The organism is Leucobacter luti (genome assembly GCF_004217175.1).
Classification (GTDB): domain Bacteria; phylum Actinomycetota; class Actinomycetes; order Actinomycetales; family Microbacteriaceae; genus Leucobacter; species Leucobacter luti.
This window is the reverse complement of sequence record NZ_SHKI01000002.1, coordinates 90,183-107,537: the sequence shown is the minus strand read 5'-3', so window position 1 is coordinate 107,537 and position 17,355 is coordinate 90,183. Positions and strand designations below refer to the sequence as shown.

Below are 17,355 nucleotides of genomic sequence, written 5' to 3'. Positions count from 1 at the left end.
ACGCCGGCGTGGGCGGCTGCGACTCGCAGCCGCCCGGTTGGGCTAGTGCCGTGCGCGGCGGCGTGCGGCGAACAGTACCCCTGCCGCGCCGGCGAGCAGCGCGATGCCGCCCAGCAGGAGCGCGGCGGGGCCGGATCCGCCCGTGGTGCTCAGCGCTGCGGGCGCCTGCGGCGTCGCACCGCGCGGGGTGGCCCCGTCACCCGGGGTGGCGTCATCGCCCGATCCGCCATCCGTGTCCCCGTCGGGGAGCACGTCGGGCCGGGCGTCCGCGGTCACCCGCACGCTCACCGTGGTGGCGCTGGGCAGGAGCGACTGCGCGGCCGGCGTGAGCCGCAGCTCAACCTCGTGGCTCCCCACGGGCAGCCCTGCCAGCGTGCCGGCACCCTGCCCCGCCGCGACCGCGAACGGCTCCCCCAGCGGCTCGTCATCCACGAACGCCTGGACGTAGCCGTCGACGCCCGCGGCAGGTGCGGCGGCCGATCCGGCAGCGGCCGATCCGGCAGCGCGTGACTGCACAGCCGCGGCGCTCGGCTGCGTGGGAACCGTGCTCGCCGTCACCTCGACGGTTGCGGGCTTCGACGGCGTTCCCGCCAGCTCCGCATCGGCGACGGTCAGGGTGGTCTCCACCCCGAGCACGCGCAGCTGCGCCGCCTCGCTCGCGGAGGTGCGGAGGCCGGGTTCCGGAACGAACCGGGCAGTGACCTCGTGATCTCCGAGCAGCAGCTCGCCAGCCACGAGGGTCGCGCTCGCCGCGCCCACGCCGGTCGCCGGGTCAAGGTCGATCGGCGCTGCGCCGGATTCGAGCGCTTCGCCGTCGACCAAGAACTCGACCGCGCCACTCGATCCGGCACCGGTGCCCGCGCTCTGGCTGTCGGCCGTCGCGGTCATCGTGACAGGTGAGTCGGAGGTCACCGTGGCTGTGAACGTGACCTCCTCGTCTGCGCGAAGCTCCGTCGCGGAGAGCGCGAGCTCGGTGGTCGTCGCAACATCGTCGACCGCGAACGGGGACACGGCAGAGGTGGAGACGGCGTAGTTTCCGGCGGTGTCGCCAAGGTACGCGACCGTGAGCTCGGTCGTGCCGAAGGGCACGACCGCGTCTTCGAAGCGCACCGATCCGTCGGCGGCAAGGTCGGCGTACATGATCGGCGAGCCGTCGGCCAGCAGCACCGCGTTCCCGTCGTAGCCGCCCGGGGTCGCGGTCACCTGAGCGGTGACGTCGACGCCCGAGAACGCGCGGGTCGAGGCCGGGGCGCTCGTGATCTTGGTGGTGGTGGGGATCTGGGCGATGATCAGCTCAAACGGGATGCTCGCTGAGGGCGCCGCTCCCGGCTGCGTCGGATCGGAGTTCGGCATGCCGCCGAAGCGCGCGACGAGGCTGTGGGTGCCCGCGGGGAACTGGTGCACGAACGGGATCAGTGTGGAGAAGGTCCCGCCGCCCGTGTAGATCAGCACGCTCTCGGCCACCACCACGCCGTTTGCCTCAAGCACGATCGGCTGGCCACTCAGGTTTGCCGGCCCGTCGAGCGCCACGCTCGCAAGCGCGAACAGCACGTCGCCGTATTGAGTGGGGCGCGTCAGAGCCGCGAACGTCGTGGTGGTCGCGAAGTCCTCGACGGCCGCGACGGCCGGGGTGGCCTGCGGGGCGGCGGCGCGGAATGCGGCCGGGGCGTCGGCTGCGGCTGCCGGAGCGTCGGCCGGGGTTGGTGCGTCGGCTGCGGCCGGGGCGTCGGCTGCCGGCGCTGCTTGCGGATCGGCGGCGGAGGCTGTCTGGGGGTCCACGGACTGGGTTGGCTCCTCGTCCGTGGCCTGCCCGTCCTGCATGGTGACCGGCGCGTCGGCGAGCCTGGCCGGCTGCACATCCTCGAGCGCGGTCGCCGGCGCTTCGTCGGCCTGGCCTGCCAGTGCATCCTCGCCCCGGCCTGCCTGCGGGCCAGACGGCGACCCCGCTGGCGTGGCCACGTCGGGCACCGTGTGCACACGCGGCGCTGCCTGCGCCGGGTGCGCCGAGGCGAGCCCGACGCCGCTGATCACCAGCGTCGCGGCGGCGAAGAGGCCGAGTGCGCTGACGACCGCGCGCGGTCCGCGACGGTGGGTGGACTGGGGCTCGGCGCCGGCGCGGCGGCGCGCGGGCGCGATTCGGGAATCTAGATCAAACTTACTCACAAGTTGAAATTACACCATGTTCATATTTTTGTGGGGCCGTGTGGGCCGGGGCGCAGGGTGATGCGCGGGGTGATCCTGCGAGCGGAGCCGATCGGGCGCAACGGCCCGCCCGAGCCACGCGTACTGATCGCGGCTACGCGCCCCGGCCCCTCCCCCTCGACACTGGCGAGCAGGCTCGAGGCCAGCGAGCGAATCGCCCCGCTCACCCAGCTCCTCGCCGCCAAGACAGGTGCAGAGCTACCCTCCGAGCGCCGGACCTCGCGGAACACCCCCGCCACGAGCGTGCGGCTCCGTCACGAGTGTGCGGCTTTCACGCCACAGGGAAGCCGCACGCTCGCGCTCGAATCCTCCACTCGTGGCAACGGCCCGACCACCAAACGACTGCGATGATGAAGCTTGGCGCAGCACCGCTCGGTCGCGCGGCGACTTGCCGATCAGGCGGGCGCCAAGCAAAGCGTCCGGCGCTGCAGCGAAAAGTCCCGATCAGACATGTCTCTGATCAAGACTTTCTGGTCGGCCTGAGAGGATTTGAACCTGCAGCCCTTTGACCCCCAGGCAGACGGATTGGCCACTTTCCCCCACTTGACCGGGGTTTTGGTGTTCCATGCGTTGCACAACGCGTCACGTTTTGCACGCTTTGCAGGATGTTGGCCACTAGATTGGCCCACCAACTTCCTAGCTGCCGAGCCGCTTTAGAACCTAGTTTATGGCGAGTTTATGGCAACCGTATCCGACGCGATCCACGGCTCGCTGCTCCGCGCCGCTCGTGCGCTTAGCCTGAGTTCGGCCGCCGAACGCGTCAGAACGAAACGTATACAGATAGCGGTCACTGTCTACGTTCCGTTCCGACCGGTTCGCCACCTGTGACTACGCCGTTCCTCCGTATCGTTCTTCAAGCATCCGGGCAGTGGCAGGGTTCACGAGGTCGTCGCGCACGATGTAGTGCTGTGCCGTGATCCGGGGGTCGGTGTGCCCAAGGAGTTCGGCGGCGAGGTCGATACCTCCAGCGTTGTTGATCGCGGTTGCCCCGGTGCGGCGGAAACGGTGCGGTGTGACACCGGTCAGTCCGGCCTTCTCCATCACGTCGCGCAGGCGACGGCGGACGTTGTTGGTCGTCAGCGCACCTCCGCCACGGTTGCAGAAGAGCAGCGCATCGGGGTCGATCGAGAGCCGCTTCCTCAGCCTCGCCTTGATCGCTCTTACCGCGAACGCCGGCAGTGCGATCTTCCGCACTGAGCGGGAGGTCTTCGGATGGTCCTGCCTATGGGTTGGTTCTCCCTTCCTGCTGATGATGGTGCCGGCGATCTTCACCGTTGGGATCGTGCTGCGCAGGTCGAGGTCTCGAATGCGGATCGCAAGCACTTCCCCAATGCGCACCGAGGTGCCGAGGAGCACTTCGACGACTTGCCCTAGCTGCCCATCTGGTCGGGGGCCGGCGACGATCGGTCGCCCTTCCCACGCACGCACGGCCTCGCGGATGAGCGCGATGTCGGAATCTTCGAACGCATCCGGCGTTCGGGCCGGTCGGCGCAGGCGAGAGACGTGATCCATCGGGTTCCGTGTGATCGCCTCGTGCCGAACGGCCAGGCCGAGCGCGAGCCGGAGAACGACCCTCGCTTGTCTGGCCCGGTTGTAGCTCTGCTTCGCGAGTTGCTTCAAGAAGTAGTCGCACCGTGCGACGCCGATTTCCCGGAGGGTGAGTTCGGAGAATGCGGGAGCGACGAGGGTGCGCATGTTGCGCTCATAGAGCAGTCGCGTGGTGCGGGAGAGTCGGTCTTCTACCTCCATGTCTTCGAGCCAATAGTCCACGAGTGCGGAGAACTTGCTGTCGGCGCTGAGGCTGACGAAGCCAGGTTGGAAGAGAGAGCGTTCCGCGAGCTTGCGTTTCAGGGCGAGTTCCGCGGCGGCTTGGGTCGCACCGGTGCATTGGACAGCCCGGAGCTTCCCATCCCAGTCGCGGTATCGAGCACGTGCCTCGCAGTGGCCTTTGCTGATCTTGCGGTGGCTGATCTTCCCGAAGGTGCCAATTGGCGTGCGGGGCCTAGCCACGCGGATCCCCGCAGGAACATACAGTCTGAACGATCTGAGGAGAGCTTGAGTCAGGCGCCTGTTGAACTATTTGCATTCGACCAGCCTGCCCGGTTTGCCCTGATGTTTTCAGCCCGACAACACTACGTATCCATCTCGCACAGGCTGAGCGCAGTCGCGCGGGAATAGCAACGTCATGCGGCGTGCGTGTCGCTAGTCTGAACACGCGACCTAGTTCGAGAGCTACCTCGCGGTGGCTTTGAACCGCACGATTCCTGGCCTGGAACTGTGATGGCTGACCACCGAGACAAGTTCAAGAAGTAGTTGCTCTTTGATGCGTCCGAGGGCATTAAAGCTAGCCGCAGTCTTTGCACCACGTACTCGCACGAACCGGGGATCGACGAAGATCTGGACAATTCCTTTTCCGAGGTCCAACTCTGGGGAAACCCAACCAGTCGACTTCGGATTTAGCTCGTGGGATTTCTCTCCCTCTTTCACGGGTAGTAGCGCTGCCAACGCGTACGGTATCGGCCCCACAGCCTTCTGAGCGTAGTCGCAAGCAGCGCCGATACGGATCTGCGCGACAGAGGCCTTGTACTTCGCAAGATCGATCCTCACACCCTTCGCAAGAATTTGCTCCATGTAGGCGGTCTCATCGTCAAGCCCGAACTCGTTCCAGTCGAAGTTGGCCTCAGGTTCGCAGACTGCACCCCACGCGACTGGTGAAATCTCTCGAACTTTATCTGGCTGGGTGATATGCAGCTTGGTATTCAGCATGCTCACCTGCGCCTTCGAGAGCGCCGGTGCAGGCTCAGTAGCCGATTCGAAGGCGCGACTCCATTCGTCATTCACCTCAGACGCGTTCTGAAGGTGGTCTTGCAGCAGAGGAAGGAACGCGGCATGTACAGAAGCGCGAGGATCGTCGGCCGCGTTCGCGTGCCCAACAGCCTCTACTGCGAGGCGCTTAAGAAGCGTCGGAAGAGGGGCGTCTCCATCAAGCTCAGTCGTGAGTGTGGTGATGTCGGATAAGACCCTTGTTGCTGCGCTGAGCACTTCGGCCTCCCACTGCACGAGCGCGTTCATCGCCGGTTGAGCGCTCAAGTGTTTGCGAATATCTTCGACCAGATCACCGGCTGTTTGTTCACCGGTTCCTATATCGATGTAGTCCGTCTTCGACAATGGAACAATCGCGATCGGCTTCGTATGAGGGGTTGAGGCAAAGAGATTGGTCTCAAGATAGGACTGCAGTTCCGCCACTCGACCGGCTTCATCTGTCCATAGGACAAGTATGTACGGCCCGTTGGTCGGCTGGATAAACTTGCCAAGTATCCGCTGGATCTCCGCGAAATGACGGTTGAAGTCGCTGCTCGCCGAGCGGTCCTGGAGCTGCAAGTCGATGAAAATCGCCCTTGCAGCAGCAAACAATTCCTTGGGCGCGTCCTTCTCGGGGGTGTAATGGACGCGAGCACAGACAGAACCGAGCGCCTGGATAGTTGTAGCGATCGCTTCAAGATGGTTCAGGTCGTCGTCGATGACGATGAATCGCGGCGGTGTAAACATTCAACCTCTCGGGAAGACAAGGGCGAGCGCGGCACCATCATAATCTGGGCCGAGCGGAACAAGGTCAGTGTCCACCATGCGGAGCGAACCGCCAATCGTGTGCATGATGAGGTTGACGTAATACAGGCCGACTCCGATACCGTCGGGACGGCGTGTAAAGAAGGGTTCCGTTGAGTCTTCGAGCCCATCAGCAAAGCCAGGCCCGTTATCCGCAATTATCAATGCGGGACCGCTGTAGGACTCGGTGTCGACGGCGATCAGCAGTTTGCGATTCGAGTCACCCTCGTTCTCCGGCCATCGTGAGGACAGCCAATAGACACTGTTGTCGATGAGGTTGGTTACAGCGCCGAGGACAAGTCCGAGAGGGAATCTCGATAACGCGAAGAGGGCGTTCGGGCTTCGATCTACGCGTATTTCGAGATCGATGTCGTGGTTCGAGAGACGAACAGAGTTCAGCTCTGCGGCACGTTCAGCAAGGTCGCGAACATCGTGATCCGATGCTTGACCTTTGCGCAGAAGATCACCGAAGCTATCGAGCACCGCCACAAGGTCTCGCGCCTGCTGGACTGCACGCGTTGCGTCAGCCCCTCCGCGAAGCGCGGTATGCAGCAGTCTGACCCCATGATCAATCTCGTGGTAGACGATCACGAGCGACATGCTGGAAATTCCCGCACGGAGCATAATCTCCCGCATGTCGTCATATGCCTTCTGAGCTTTGTCGATGAGCGGGTCGACCTCGTTAGAGAGATTGTTCTTCTTTGCAAGAGTCTTTATCTGCTGGAGTGGCTTCTCAATTCCACCACTCAGCGAGTCACGCTTCTTGGACAGTAGCTTCCGAAGGTTCTGCTTGTCCTTGTTGCGCTCAGACTCGAAAACGGCAATCGCTCCGCGAATCAAAGCTCGCATCCGCCCAAGCGCGATACCTTCGACAAACCCTTCACGGTTCGTCTTTTCTTCCAGGCTCCTGCTTTCTTCCAGCGAAAGGTCGACCGCGCCGACGACGATGTTGTTGCTGATCCTTTTCGTTGGAGAGTTCACTCGTCGGATGTCGAGACCAAGCCAATCGTCGCCTGGCTCTCCGTAGTTGTAGACTCTGATCCCATCGCGATAGACGCGGATGCCGCCACTTTCGTTCAGGAACTCCTGTAGTGAGGCGCTGTGCCCGATCTTCTCGATCACATCTTTGTCGCGGTCATAGACCATCAACGTGCCTGAGAGCGGACCGATACCTTCCTGATGAGCAAGGCTGCTCCTGACCGCACGAGGGGGCTTCTTCTCAGCCTTAATCAAATCTTGGTCGCGTTCGGGGAGATCCTTAGGGTCCAGCAGGACACCATACTCCGTCCCCTCGACGGTACGTGGACTCAAAGCGATCCCGTTAAACCCTCGGAACTCATAGCGCCAACTGAACTGGTTGCCTTCGAGTGAGAAGGTGAATCTCCACGGCGCACTTTCGAGCAAGGTCTCGGTGTCCGGAACGTCGTCAAGCCACTTCTTCTGCTGAGGGAGGATGAGCGTGGCCGCGAAGTCGTCGGAACGAGCCGCGAAGGGAGATGAGATCGAAGTAATCTGGCGGAAGAGGCGACGAACTTCTCCCCGAGTCCAAGGCTCGCCGCGGAGCCCGGTAACGGCTACCGACGTTCCCTGCTTGCCGATAAACAGCGCGGGTTCGCGTTCAACGATCTCCACGCGCGCCTCATCCAAGAACTCTGAGTTGGCGATCTCTTCCCAGTCGATCTTCAAGACCAGCTCTGGGCCATCAGCCTGGCGTGTCACGACTTCAACCGCACGGCCAAGCTTATGGACAGCGAACCGGCCCACGCCTTTCTCGCCGAGTGGTAGCCGCCCTCTGGTTGTCCGAGTACCCTTTGCACGATCTTTGGCCTTGTGATCATGCCCGGGCACAAGCCAGATGTTTCGTAGCGTGTCGTATGACATCCCGTCACCGTCATCGACGACCTCAATTGTCGCGTCCGGTGTGTCCAGATGCGACATAGTGACTTCTGCTCGCGTCGCATCAGCGTCGTATGCGTTCTTCACTAACTCGAAGATCGCAAGACGGGGACTACCGATGAGTTGGTCTCCCAGGAGCTGAAGCAGCCTTGCCCGAGGACGGAAACGAGGGATGTCTTCCTCAGTCATATGTGCTCCCTCGGTCCGGCAGAACGGAAAGTCGAGCCGATGTTCCGCCTAGTCATGTGTCTACGCTACCTTTTCATCGGACGGAGCGAGCTCGGTATTGATGATCTCTCTAGCCTCTTCCTCCGTCAGCGCCCGGATCGCGGCCATGCGCAATGCGGCATCCTCCCCCGCACCAACCAGTTGCGCTAGGGCGACCTTAATGTCAGTTCCCTGCCCTCTTTGTGCTTCGGGTAGCGCGAGCAGAATACCAACGACCCCGGCAATTCGTGCGTTGATAATTAGTTGATTGCTTCCCCGGAGCATTCGGAACGCACTCTGCTGCAACGGTCGGAGCAAACCATCCACAGCAATTACTTCCTCCATGTCGGAGGAATTTTGGAAGCTGGCGAGCGCTTTATCAACCGCGTTCCGCCTCGCCTGGGTGAACTTGGTCGCGTTGATACTGTCAACGACATCCTCGGTGATCTGCGTCACACCGCGAAACGGCGCCATCGTCGCCGCAGCCTGAGCAGGTTGGAGCTGGTGAACCTCGAGTAGCGCAGAGAACGCGGCCGCGAGTGTCGTCATCTCCGGGCCAGGAAAGAGCCACCATGCATCCTTCCTGCGTTCTTCCGCCCATTCCGCAAGCCGACGTCTAATCTCTGAGGCTTGAGGACGACACGTCTCGTCAGTCGTCTCGTTGGCACGGACAGATTCAGCGACCGCCAGGCCCAGGATCGGCGGAACCGCGTTCCCGATCTGTCGGAACGCATCGCTACGTGTTCCCGCAAACCGGAAGGTGTCAGGGAACGTCTGGATGCGTGCGGCTTCCCTGACTGTCAGCGTCCGGTGCTCAGATGGATGGATATACCAGTAGCCATCCTTCGCAATATGGGCCGTGATAGTCCTGCTGAGGTCGTCCCACGGCAGCCGCTTGTACTTATCGTTGAAAGTGTCAGAGCGATATCGTTTGAGGCGGTCTGGCAAGTCGGAGTAGAGCGTCGAAGACGTCATCAACTCGAATGCTTCTCTATCGTCAGCGCGCACCGGACGCGTCATGTGGTCATGAATGACCTTCGATACACCTGGAGGGCGCAAGCGCTTCGCTAGCTCGCTCGTCGGTTCGCCCAGGTAAGGCAGTTCTCGGGCTCCAGTCGTGTCGTTCAAGGAGGGCAGATCTGCGATTGCATCGCGGACGGTTGGACCGCTCGTACTGAGCGAAGGCCAAACTGGCACGGCGCCATCGCGACGTGCCTGAAGGATGAACCGTTTGCGATGCTGCGGGACACCGTGCCGCCATGCGTCAAGCAGCCTGTAATCCACGATGTAGCCGGCTTGCTCAAGAGTCTCTGCGATCTCTCGAATCACAATGAGGTCGTCACCGATGGCCATATCAGGAACGTTCTCCATGAGGACAGCGCGAGGCTGCAAGGCGATCACAACGTCGATGAAAGAACGCCACAACTCCTTGCGAACGTCGACTGCGTCACGATTGCCTTCTTCGACAAGGCTTCGGATCTTCGCCCGACCGGCGCGACTAAACGGCTGGCAAGGCGGTCCGCCTGCGACGAGGTCGATGCCGAGTGGCCGCAGCTTCTCGATCAAGGTGTTGACCTGATCCTGATCTGACATGTCAACGTCTATGGCTTGTCCGCGGAAGTTTGCACGGTGCGTCTCCAGGGCGGCCTTGTCGTGATCGACAGCAGCAACCACTGTCCAGCCAGCTGCTTCGACGCCCGCCCCAAGGCCTCCCGCTCCTGAGAACAGATCGACCGCAAGGGGACGACCAGATTTCTTCTCAGCCGCGCACCATTCGGTGAAATTCTCATCTTCGGGGGCATCAGGATGCCGAGGAAGGGTGAGCGGTGCTGAGCGTTCAAGCTTCACTGCGTACTTCACCACGCGCGGGCATCCCTTCCAGACTTTGGCGTTCACCTCCAGGAGAACACGACCGATGTCGCCTAGGGCGCGCGACGCGCCGAGCCGACACGACCCCAAGAACACTCTACTGGCCCCCAGGGGCGTCTAGGAAAACTCCTGGTCACAATACGTTTGACTCCACCGCGATCAATTACAGCCTTCTCCCGGGATGCTAGCTATCACCCGCCCCACACGCTGACGAAGCAAGAGGGTGCGGCAGCGCCCTGCTCAGTAGGGCTACGTCGTCTCAACGACGACGCATATCGACGCGTCGACGACCTTTCCATCGCGCCCACGCTTCCTGGGCATGACATCTTGCGAGGAGCAGCAGGCTGATCGGTCCGAGCGCGAGGAACGCGATCCCCATGACGAGGCACCACAGGAACGGGACGCTGAACAAGGCATGCCCTCCGTCCTCGAGAATGCCTTTGAAGAGGTTCGCGACGAGGAAGTAGGGCACCGCGATCAGCATCGCGGGGACGCCCCACTTGTGGCTGTCGCGACGGTGGATGATCCGCTGAATGAGCCGGAGGCTGGGAACGTAGCGGTTCAGCGTGGCGACCACGCTCGCGACTCCCGAGACGATGAAACCCAACATGATGATTCCTCTCAATAGCGCACTGCTGTAGGTAGCGGCGCTATTGAGGTGGCCCGAAGGTCCGGCCCGGAGGCGAAATGTGTCATGCAGGTTTCTGCCGCTGCCCTTCCACTGTACGTCGAGCCTTTGAGAAGCGGAACCCTCGGGTCGCTTACAACGACCGTCCGCCCCGGCGGGTGAGTGCGTTCGCGGCGGCCTTCGGTCGTGCCCGCTGGGTTGTGAGGGCTCGTGCGCGTTGGATCGCTTGTGCGGCGCGGGCTTGGTCGATCTTCTGCGCGATCCCATCCGCCTCCGGGCCGAGGGCGTCGCCACTGGCGATGTCGTAGCGGTCGCGGTACGCGGCGACCGTGCGCGCATACCGCGCCCAGGCTTCCTGCTTCCGCGGATCACCGGGCCGCGCCCCAAGCGTTCGCACCCACGGCGCGCCTTCAGCGGCTGCTTGTTCGGCGAGGGCGGTGGCGCGTTGTTCGATGAGTTGGTGTCGTTCCGCGAGCGCCTGCCGCATGTCCAGTTCGGTGATCCCGCCGGCGACCGGGATCAGGCCCGCGATCAACCGGGGCGCCTGCGCCGCATGCCCGCCGCTGGCGGGGTGCTCGGTGGCGGTCGCGATTCGCCAGTGCAGTACGGAGGCGATGTCGTCGGCGTCATCGAAGCCGCGGGCTTTGGCCAGGCGTGGGAAGAGCCGGTCAACGTCGTGGTGGTTCGCTTCGGCGCGGCGGAGCTCCGCGGCGAGGGCGCCGAAGGCGTCGGAGTCGAGCACGGCATCCGCCTGGGTGGTGGTGAGGCCGGATGCCCGGATGAGGGTGGCCCAGCGGTCGTGTTGGGCTTCGGTGGCGATGGTCTCGTACTCGGCGGCGAGTTGCCGGATCGACCCCCACCGTTCTTGCTCCTGCTCGATCGTCTCGTGCACCGACAACTCCGCCCCAGAGTGGTTCAGCACACCGAACAGGACGCGCCGTGCTGCTTCTTCTGGGTCTTCGACTTCGTGCGGGTGCTGGTGCGCGTCGTCGGGTGCGTCGACGGCGACGTAGGCGTGGTTCCCGTCGCGGCCGCGGGTGAACGCGACGTACAGGTTCTCCCTGGTCATCGAGGGATCGACCAGCACATGTGCCGTATCGACGGTGACGCCTTGGGCGCGGTAAGCGGTTACGGCGTAGCCGAGGTCGAGGTTTTCGGCGACGTAGTCGGCGGGCAGCACGATCGACCCGCCGCGATCCCGGTTGGCGGGCCGGATCGTCAAGGAGCCGTCGGACCGAACCTTCGTGATGATCCACCGGTTCCCGTTCTGCACCCATGCCGAGCCTGAGCGAAGATCCCGCCGGTTCTTCCGAGTGATGACGACATCGCCGACTGCGGCGGTCGCCCCGCCGTCGAGAGTGACTTCGCCGCGGATGGGCTTGACGATGCCGGCGAGGATGAGCTCGGTGCGGGCGCGGAGGTTCAGGGCGGTCATGGATTCTGAGGCGTCGGTGACGAGGATCGACGCAACACCGGTCTCCCGGTCGGCTCGCCACGCCTCATACGCTCGTGCGGTCATGTCCTCGGTTTCGCCGCTGGTGATGCGGCCGGCATCCTGGTAGGTGTCGATCACGTCGGTGTGGCCGAGGCGGAGCCCGAGTGACGCTCGCTTCTCCCACTCGTGCGTGAAGCGGTGGATCGTGAAGAGCTCCGGGGTATCGTCGCGATCGGCGGCGAGGAGGCCGAACGCTCCGGCGGCTTCCACGGCCTGCAACTGGGAGTAGTCGCCGACCAGCAACACCTTCGCACCCGCGTCGGCGGCGAGGCGCGTGATACGGTCAAGCGAGAGAGTACCGGCGAGGCTCGCTTCATCAATGATGACCAACTGCCCCGCACGGAACTCGGCACGCCCTATCTGGTGTAGCGTCCACCATCTCGCGGTGTTCTCTGTCTGGATACCGAGGTCGTCGGCGAGGACTTCCGCAGCGACCACGGACGGTGCGAGCCCCACCACCGAGCTCTTCCCGTGCTGCTGTTCCCAGGCGTGGCGTAGGGCGTTCATCGCGGTGGTCTTCCCGGTCCCGGCGGGGCCGACCAGTAGATCGAGCATCCTACCCGAGACTGCGATCTTGGTGAGGGCGGAGGCTTGGTCGGGGCCTAGCATCCGCCCTTCTCGATCCGGTGCACCCGTCACTCGTTCGATCACCGAGAGCGGCACGGTTGGGCCGGTCATCGTGCGGGAGCGCTCTAAGAGCCGGGCTTCGGCTTCCAGCAGCTCGGTCGAGGAGAACAGGGCTGAGTGGCGGGGCCGGAACGCGCTCGTCCCGTCAGCCCGCTGGAACCTGGCTGGCGTCGAGGCCAGCTCCGGCGGCGTGAGGCGAAGCGAGGCACGCTCGGCAGCATCGACCACCAGGCCGGTCACGGCCTCCCGATCCCGGGTCGTCGCGAACCGATACTCCATCGTCTGCCGCGCCGCCTCCGCGGTCAGGTTCCACCTGTGCCACGTCGACCGTTTCGCGACCACGGCCTCGACCACGGAGTGCGCGATCGCTTCGATCAGGTCGAGCGGCACATCATCCGCCCGCAGCACCCGCACCTCACCGGCAGGGATCGCGTCACGCGCCCACGCGCCGGCGTCACGCCCCAGCTTCCTCGAAGCACGCCTACGCCATTCAGCCGTGAGGTCCGCAAGGGAACGAACCGTTTTCTCGGGTCGGGTTTCGAGGGTCGCTTGCGCGCGGAGCTTGATGACCGTCGCCGCCGACGGCTGACGGCCGTGCCACTGCACGTAGTCGGCGATGAGGCGATCCTTCGCAGCGTCGATCTGATGGGCGCGAGTGGAGAACTCGAGCACCAGTTCTTCGGGCACCGTGGTGATCGCCCAGGCCGGGTTCCGGTCCCGGCCGCGCTCCCGTGCTTCCCATTCGACGCCGAGGAGGCGGGTGAGGTGGTCGGCGATGATCGCCTCGTGCAATTCGGAGAGCGCGACGGTTGCGGCGTGCATGGGGCGGCCGTCGAGCGACCGCCACCGCCCGTCGAGCACGGTCTTCACTTTGTTCGAGACGACGACGTGCGTGTGCAGGTGCGGGTCGGAGGCTCGGGAGTCGTAGTGGTCGTAGGCGGTCGCCGCGATCCCGAAAGTATCGACCTGGGCGACCGCGCCGCCGTCGGCGCCGGTCGATCCGATGCGGGTGGCGGCGACCTCGCGTTCCATGAACTCGATCACCTCCGTGATCGCCGCATGATGCGCGTCAGCGATCATGGCCTGTGTGCCCGCGTCGGCGACCGCCCAGAGCACCGACGCCGACTTCGGTAACGAGAACGTATAGTCGTACCCCGCGACGGCCTTCCGCGTGCCCCGGCGTCGTTCGTCGTCCTCGATCAGCGCGACGGCCTCCGCACGGGAGGCCGGGCCGAGCTCGGGGTCGAGGGCTTCAACTCTGGCTTCAATACGCTCGGATGGGGTCGAGTAGACCGGGTAGGCGTGCCCGAGCGGATCACCCGTCACCGGATCGCGGCCCATGCCGATGAGCAACTGCAGTTGCTCATCCGACACCTCATCCCCGGTCGCGATCTGGCCATTGACGAGATGCGCGACACCGGCGCCGAGCCAACTGCCGGGCGGGTTGCCGACTTCGACATAGTACCGCGTGAGCGGGGTGGACAGGGATCGATCGCCATCGCCGGTGACGACGGAGCGCAGGAGGTACTTGTAGCCATCCCCGGCACTCATCACCCGCATCGATACCGTCATCACTTGTCAGGTAGGGCTCCGTCCCCTGTGGGGAGATAGCCCCTCGTTGACGGGCGAGAGGGAAAATAGATAGTCGAGAGATGAACTCTTGGCGAACTGCGTCATCATGACTTGCGACATGTTTCGATATTCATCAATATAGAAACATGTCGATTCAAGAGCTAGAGCTGGTCATTGTCGGTTCGGGTCCTGCCGGATACACTGCGGCGCTGTACGCCGCTCGTGCGGGGCTCGCCCCGATGGTGGTTGCGGGGTCGGTGTCGGCGGGAGGTGCGCTGATGACGACGACTGAGGTTGAGAACTTTCCGGGCTTTCTCGCCGGTGTGCAGGGCCCGGAGCTGATGGAGTCGATGCGCGTGCAAGCCGAACGATTCGGAGCACAGATCGTGTACGACGACGCGACCTGGTTGGATCTCGCGAGCGAGTGGAAGACCATCGTGACCGGTGGCGGCAGCACCTATCGGGCCAGGGCGGTGGTCCTGGCGATGGGGTCGGCGTATCGGAAGCTCGGCCTCCCTGAGGAGGATCGCTTGTCTGGTCATGGGGTGTCGTGGTGTGCGACATGCGATGGGTTCTTCTTCCGGGACCGCGAGATCGCGGTGGTCGGCGGTGGAGACTCCGCGATGGAGGAGGCGTTGTTCTTGACGAGGTTCGTGTCGAAAGTGACGATCGTGCACCGGCGAGATGAGTTCCGGGCCTCGAAGATCATGGCGCAGCGGGTGCTCGACCACCCCAAGATCGAGGTCGCATGGAATAGCGAAGTCGCCGAGATTCTCGGCGACGATCAGGTGACCGGGCTACGTCTGCGCAACACGACGACGGGTGCGGAGCGGGTCTTGGACGTGGCGGGAGTGTTCGAGGCGATCGGTCATGACCCGCGGTCGGAGCTCGTGGTCGGACAGGTCACGACTGACAGGGATGGGTATGTGACCGTTGCTCATCCCTCAACTCGAACGAATCTTCCGGGCGTATTTGCCGCTGGAGACCTGGTCGATCACACCTATCGGCAAGCGATCACCGCTGCAGGCACAGGTTGCGCCGCGGCCCAGGACGCGCAGCACTACCTCTCGAACCTTGCCCCGGTCGCGCCGGTAATCGCGGTCGCAGATCCGACCCTCAAGGTGTCCGCATGACCGCCGTGACGCCGCGCGTCGCTCCGAAGCGGCTATCCACGCTCGACAAGTGGCTGCCGTTGTGGATCGGGCTCGCGATGATCTCGGGGCTGGCGCTGGGCCGTTTCATACCTGCGTTGTCGGGTCTGCTGGCTCGGCTGGAGGTCGCTGGCATCTCCGTGCCGATCGGGATCGGGTTGCTGGTGATGATGTACCCGGTGCTTGCCAAGGTGCGCTACGACAGGGTCGCCGCCGTCACCGGCGATACGAAGCTCCTCGTCTCCTCCCTGGTGCTGAACTGGGTCGTCGGGCCCGCGGTGATGTTTGCGCTCGCCTGGGTCTTCCTGCCGGATCTTCCCGAGTACCGGACCGGCTTGATCATTGTGGGGCTGGCGCGGTGCATCGCGATGGTGGTGATCTGGAACGATCTCGCCTGCGGAGACCGTGAGGCCACCGCAGTGCTCGTCGCGATCAACTCCGTCTTCCAGGTCGTAATGTTCTCCGTGCTCGGATGGTTCTACCTCACCGCGCTCCCGGCTTGGCTTGGCCTCGACACCCAAGGCCTCGATATCTCGGTGTGGCAGATCGCGGTGAACGTGCTGGTGTTTCTTGGCATCCCCCTCCTCGCGGGTTTCGCGTCCCGCTGGATCGGCGAGCGGCGCCGCGGCCGGGCCTGGTACGAGGAAAAGTTCCTCCCCGCTGTCGGGCCGTGGGCGCTGTACGGGTTGCTGTTCACGATCGTGCTGCTGTTCGCACTGCAAGGAGAAGCGGTCACGTCGAACCCGCTCGCGGTAGCCCGCATCGCTGTGCCGCTGCTGGTCTACTTCGCCCTCATGTGGTTCGCCGGGCTCCTCCTGGGCAAGGTGCTCAGCCTGGGCTACGCCAAGTCGACGACCCTGGCGTTCACCGCCGCCGGCAACAACTTCGAGCTGGCGATCGCGGTCGCTATCGGCACCTTCGGCGCCACGTCCGGGCAGGCACTCGCAGGTGTGGTCGGACCGCTCATCGAGGTGCCCGTGCTCGTCGCCCTCGTCTACGTCTCCCTGTGGGCGGCGCGAGCCTGGTTCCATATCGACCCTTACACCACCCGATCACTTGAATCGAGGGTTTCATGACCGACACAACCTCCCTTCCGGCAGCTGACTCCTGCGCACCGTCGGTGACGCACGCGATCGGCACAGATGCGGCCGTCACCGTGGCGGGCGCGCTGAAGGCGCTCGCGGATCCGCTGCGACTGCGGATGCTGTCGGCGATCGCGGCCGACCCGCGGGGCGAGTCCTGCGTGTGCGACCTCGCGGAGCTCTCCGACGTGTCCCAGCCGACCGTCTCCCACCATCTGAAGGTCCTCAAAGACACGGGGATGCTGCAGTCCGAACGGCGCGGCACCTGGGTGTGGTACCGGATCGCGGCCGGCAAGCAGCAGGCAGTCGCAGCGCTCCTCGACGCTTTCGCCCCCGCCGCGATCACAGGTAACCTCGGGGATCCCGAAGACTCAGAGGATGCTCTGCTTCGTGCGGAAACCCTGCGCGACATGGATGGACGAGTGACGCGCCTAGGCGAAGAACTCGCGGACGAACTGACCGGGCTGAGCCGGGATCTGGTGATCGCGATCGTCCGCGAGTCCTATGCGAGCCTCGTGCGATCCGCGAAGGTCACCCGTCATCTGATCCCGCTGACCGAGCGCTTCGTCCGTCAACGCCTCACCGATCTCGCCCGCGACAGGTCGTCCGGGGTGCCACAGGTGCTGTTCGTGTGCGTGCAGAACGCGGGGCGGTCGCAGCTCGCCGCCGCAATCGTGAACCAGCTCGCGCGCGGTCGCGTGATCGCCCGTTCCGCGGGCTCCACCCCGGCCACGGACGTGCACCCGCGCGTCCGGTCGCTGCTCACCCAGATCGAGGATGAGCACGACGCAGTCGCTGCGTTCCCGAAGCCGCTCACCGACGACGCCGTGCGTGCCGCCGACGTCGTCGTGACGATGGGATGCGGCGACGTCTGCCCGATCATTCCCGGCGTCCGCTACGAGGACTGGGCCGTCGGAGACCCCGCACTCGCCTCCCCGGAAGGCATCGACGCGATCCGCGACGACATCGAACGCCGCGTGCGCACCCTCCTCGCCACCCTCACCTAGTTGAAAGCAGCGA

Annotated in this window: 10 protein-coding genes; 3 read left to right on the top strand and 7 right to left on the bottom strand. The window is 64.3% G+C overall.

Annotated features, from left to right (window positions below; translation table 11 throughout):
• Nucleotides 1-42 precede the first annotated feature (42 nt).
• The 7 genes from EV139_RS00505 to mobF form a co-directional block, all read right to left on the bottom strand.
• Nucleotides 43-2,163 (bottom strand): hypothetical protein, encoded by a 2,121-nt coding sequence (locus EV139_RS00505; RefSeq protein WP_130452374.1) that lies wholly within the window; start codon nt 2,161-2,163, stop codon nt 43-45.
• An 867-nt stretch (nt 2,164-3,030) separates the two neighbouring features.
• Nucleotides 3,031-4,212 carry a tyrosine-type recombinase/integrase gene (locus EV139_RS00500; protein WP_157992956.1) on the bottom strand — a complete coding sequence of 394 codons (1,182 nt, stop codon included), beginning with the start codon at nt 4,210-4,212 and terminating at the stop codon, nt 3,031-3,033.
• 222 nt (nt 4,213-4,434) lie between these two features.
• The gene (locus tag EV139_RS00495) at nt 4,435-5,751 is read right to left on the bottom strand and encodes a hypothetical protein (RefSeq protein ID WP_130452373.1); all 1,317 of its coding nucleotides are present in this window, start codon (nt 5,749-5,751) and stop codon (nt 4,435-4,437) included.
• Nucleotides 5,752-7,893, bottom strand: a complete 2,142-nt coding sequence (locus EV139_RS00490) for an ATP-binding protein (RefSeq protein WP_130452372.1) — start codon at nt 7,891-7,893, stop codon at nt 5,752-5,754.
• A gap of 60 nt (nt 7,894-7,953) precedes the next feature.
• The gene (locus tag EV139_RS00485; RefSeq protein WP_157992955.1) at nt 7,954-9,774 is read right to left on the bottom strand and encodes a DNA cytosine methyltransferase; all 1,821 of its coding nucleotides are present in this window, start codon (nt 9,772-9,774) and stop codon (nt 7,954-7,956) included.
• Nucleotides 9,775-10,039: 265 nt separating this feature from the next.
• Nucleotides 10,040-10,390, bottom strand: coding sequence for a hypothetical protein (locus EV139_RS00480; protein ID WP_198677396.1), 351 nt, complete (start codon nt 10,388-10,390; stop codon nt 10,040-10,042).
• A 151-nt stretch (nt 10,391-10,541) separates the two neighbouring features.
• On the bottom strand, nt 10,542-14,102 hold the full coding sequence (mobF, locus tag EV139_RS00475) for a MobF family relaxase (protein WP_130452370.1): 3,561 nt from the start codon (nt 14,100-14,102) through the stop codon (nt 10,542-10,544).
• A gap of 146 nt (nt 14,103-14,248) precedes the next feature.
• Here mobF and trxB point away from each other — a divergent pair, with 146 nt between their 5' ends.
• From trxB to EV139_RS00460, 3 genes are read left to right on the top strand one after another with little or no spacing between them, the layout of a single operon-like run.
• The gene (trxB, locus tag EV139_RS00470; RefSeq protein ID WP_130452369.1) at nt 14,249-15,235 is read left to right on the top strand and encodes a thioredoxin-disulfide reductase; all 987 of its coding nucleotides are present in this window, start codon (nt 14,249-14,251) and stop codon (nt 15,233-15,235) included.
• Nucleotides 15,232-16,329, top strand: coding sequence for an ACR3 family arsenite efflux transporter (gene arsB, locus EV139_RS00465; RefSeq protein ID WP_130452368.1), 1,098 nt, complete (start codon nt 15,232-15,234; stop codon nt 16,327-16,329). Before trxB ends, arsB begins: the two co-directional genes overlap by 4 nt.
• Nucleotides 16,326-17,342: a metalloregulator ArsR/SmtB family transcription factor gene (locus tag EV139_RS00460; RefSeq protein ID WP_130452367.1), complete on the top strand. Its 1,017-nt coding sequence runs from the start codon at nt 16,326-16,328 to the stop codon at nt 17,340-17,342. The genes arsB and EV139_RS00460 overlap by 4 nt, the downstream gene beginning before the upstream one ends.
• Nucleotides 17,343-17,355: the final 13 nt, after the last annotated feature.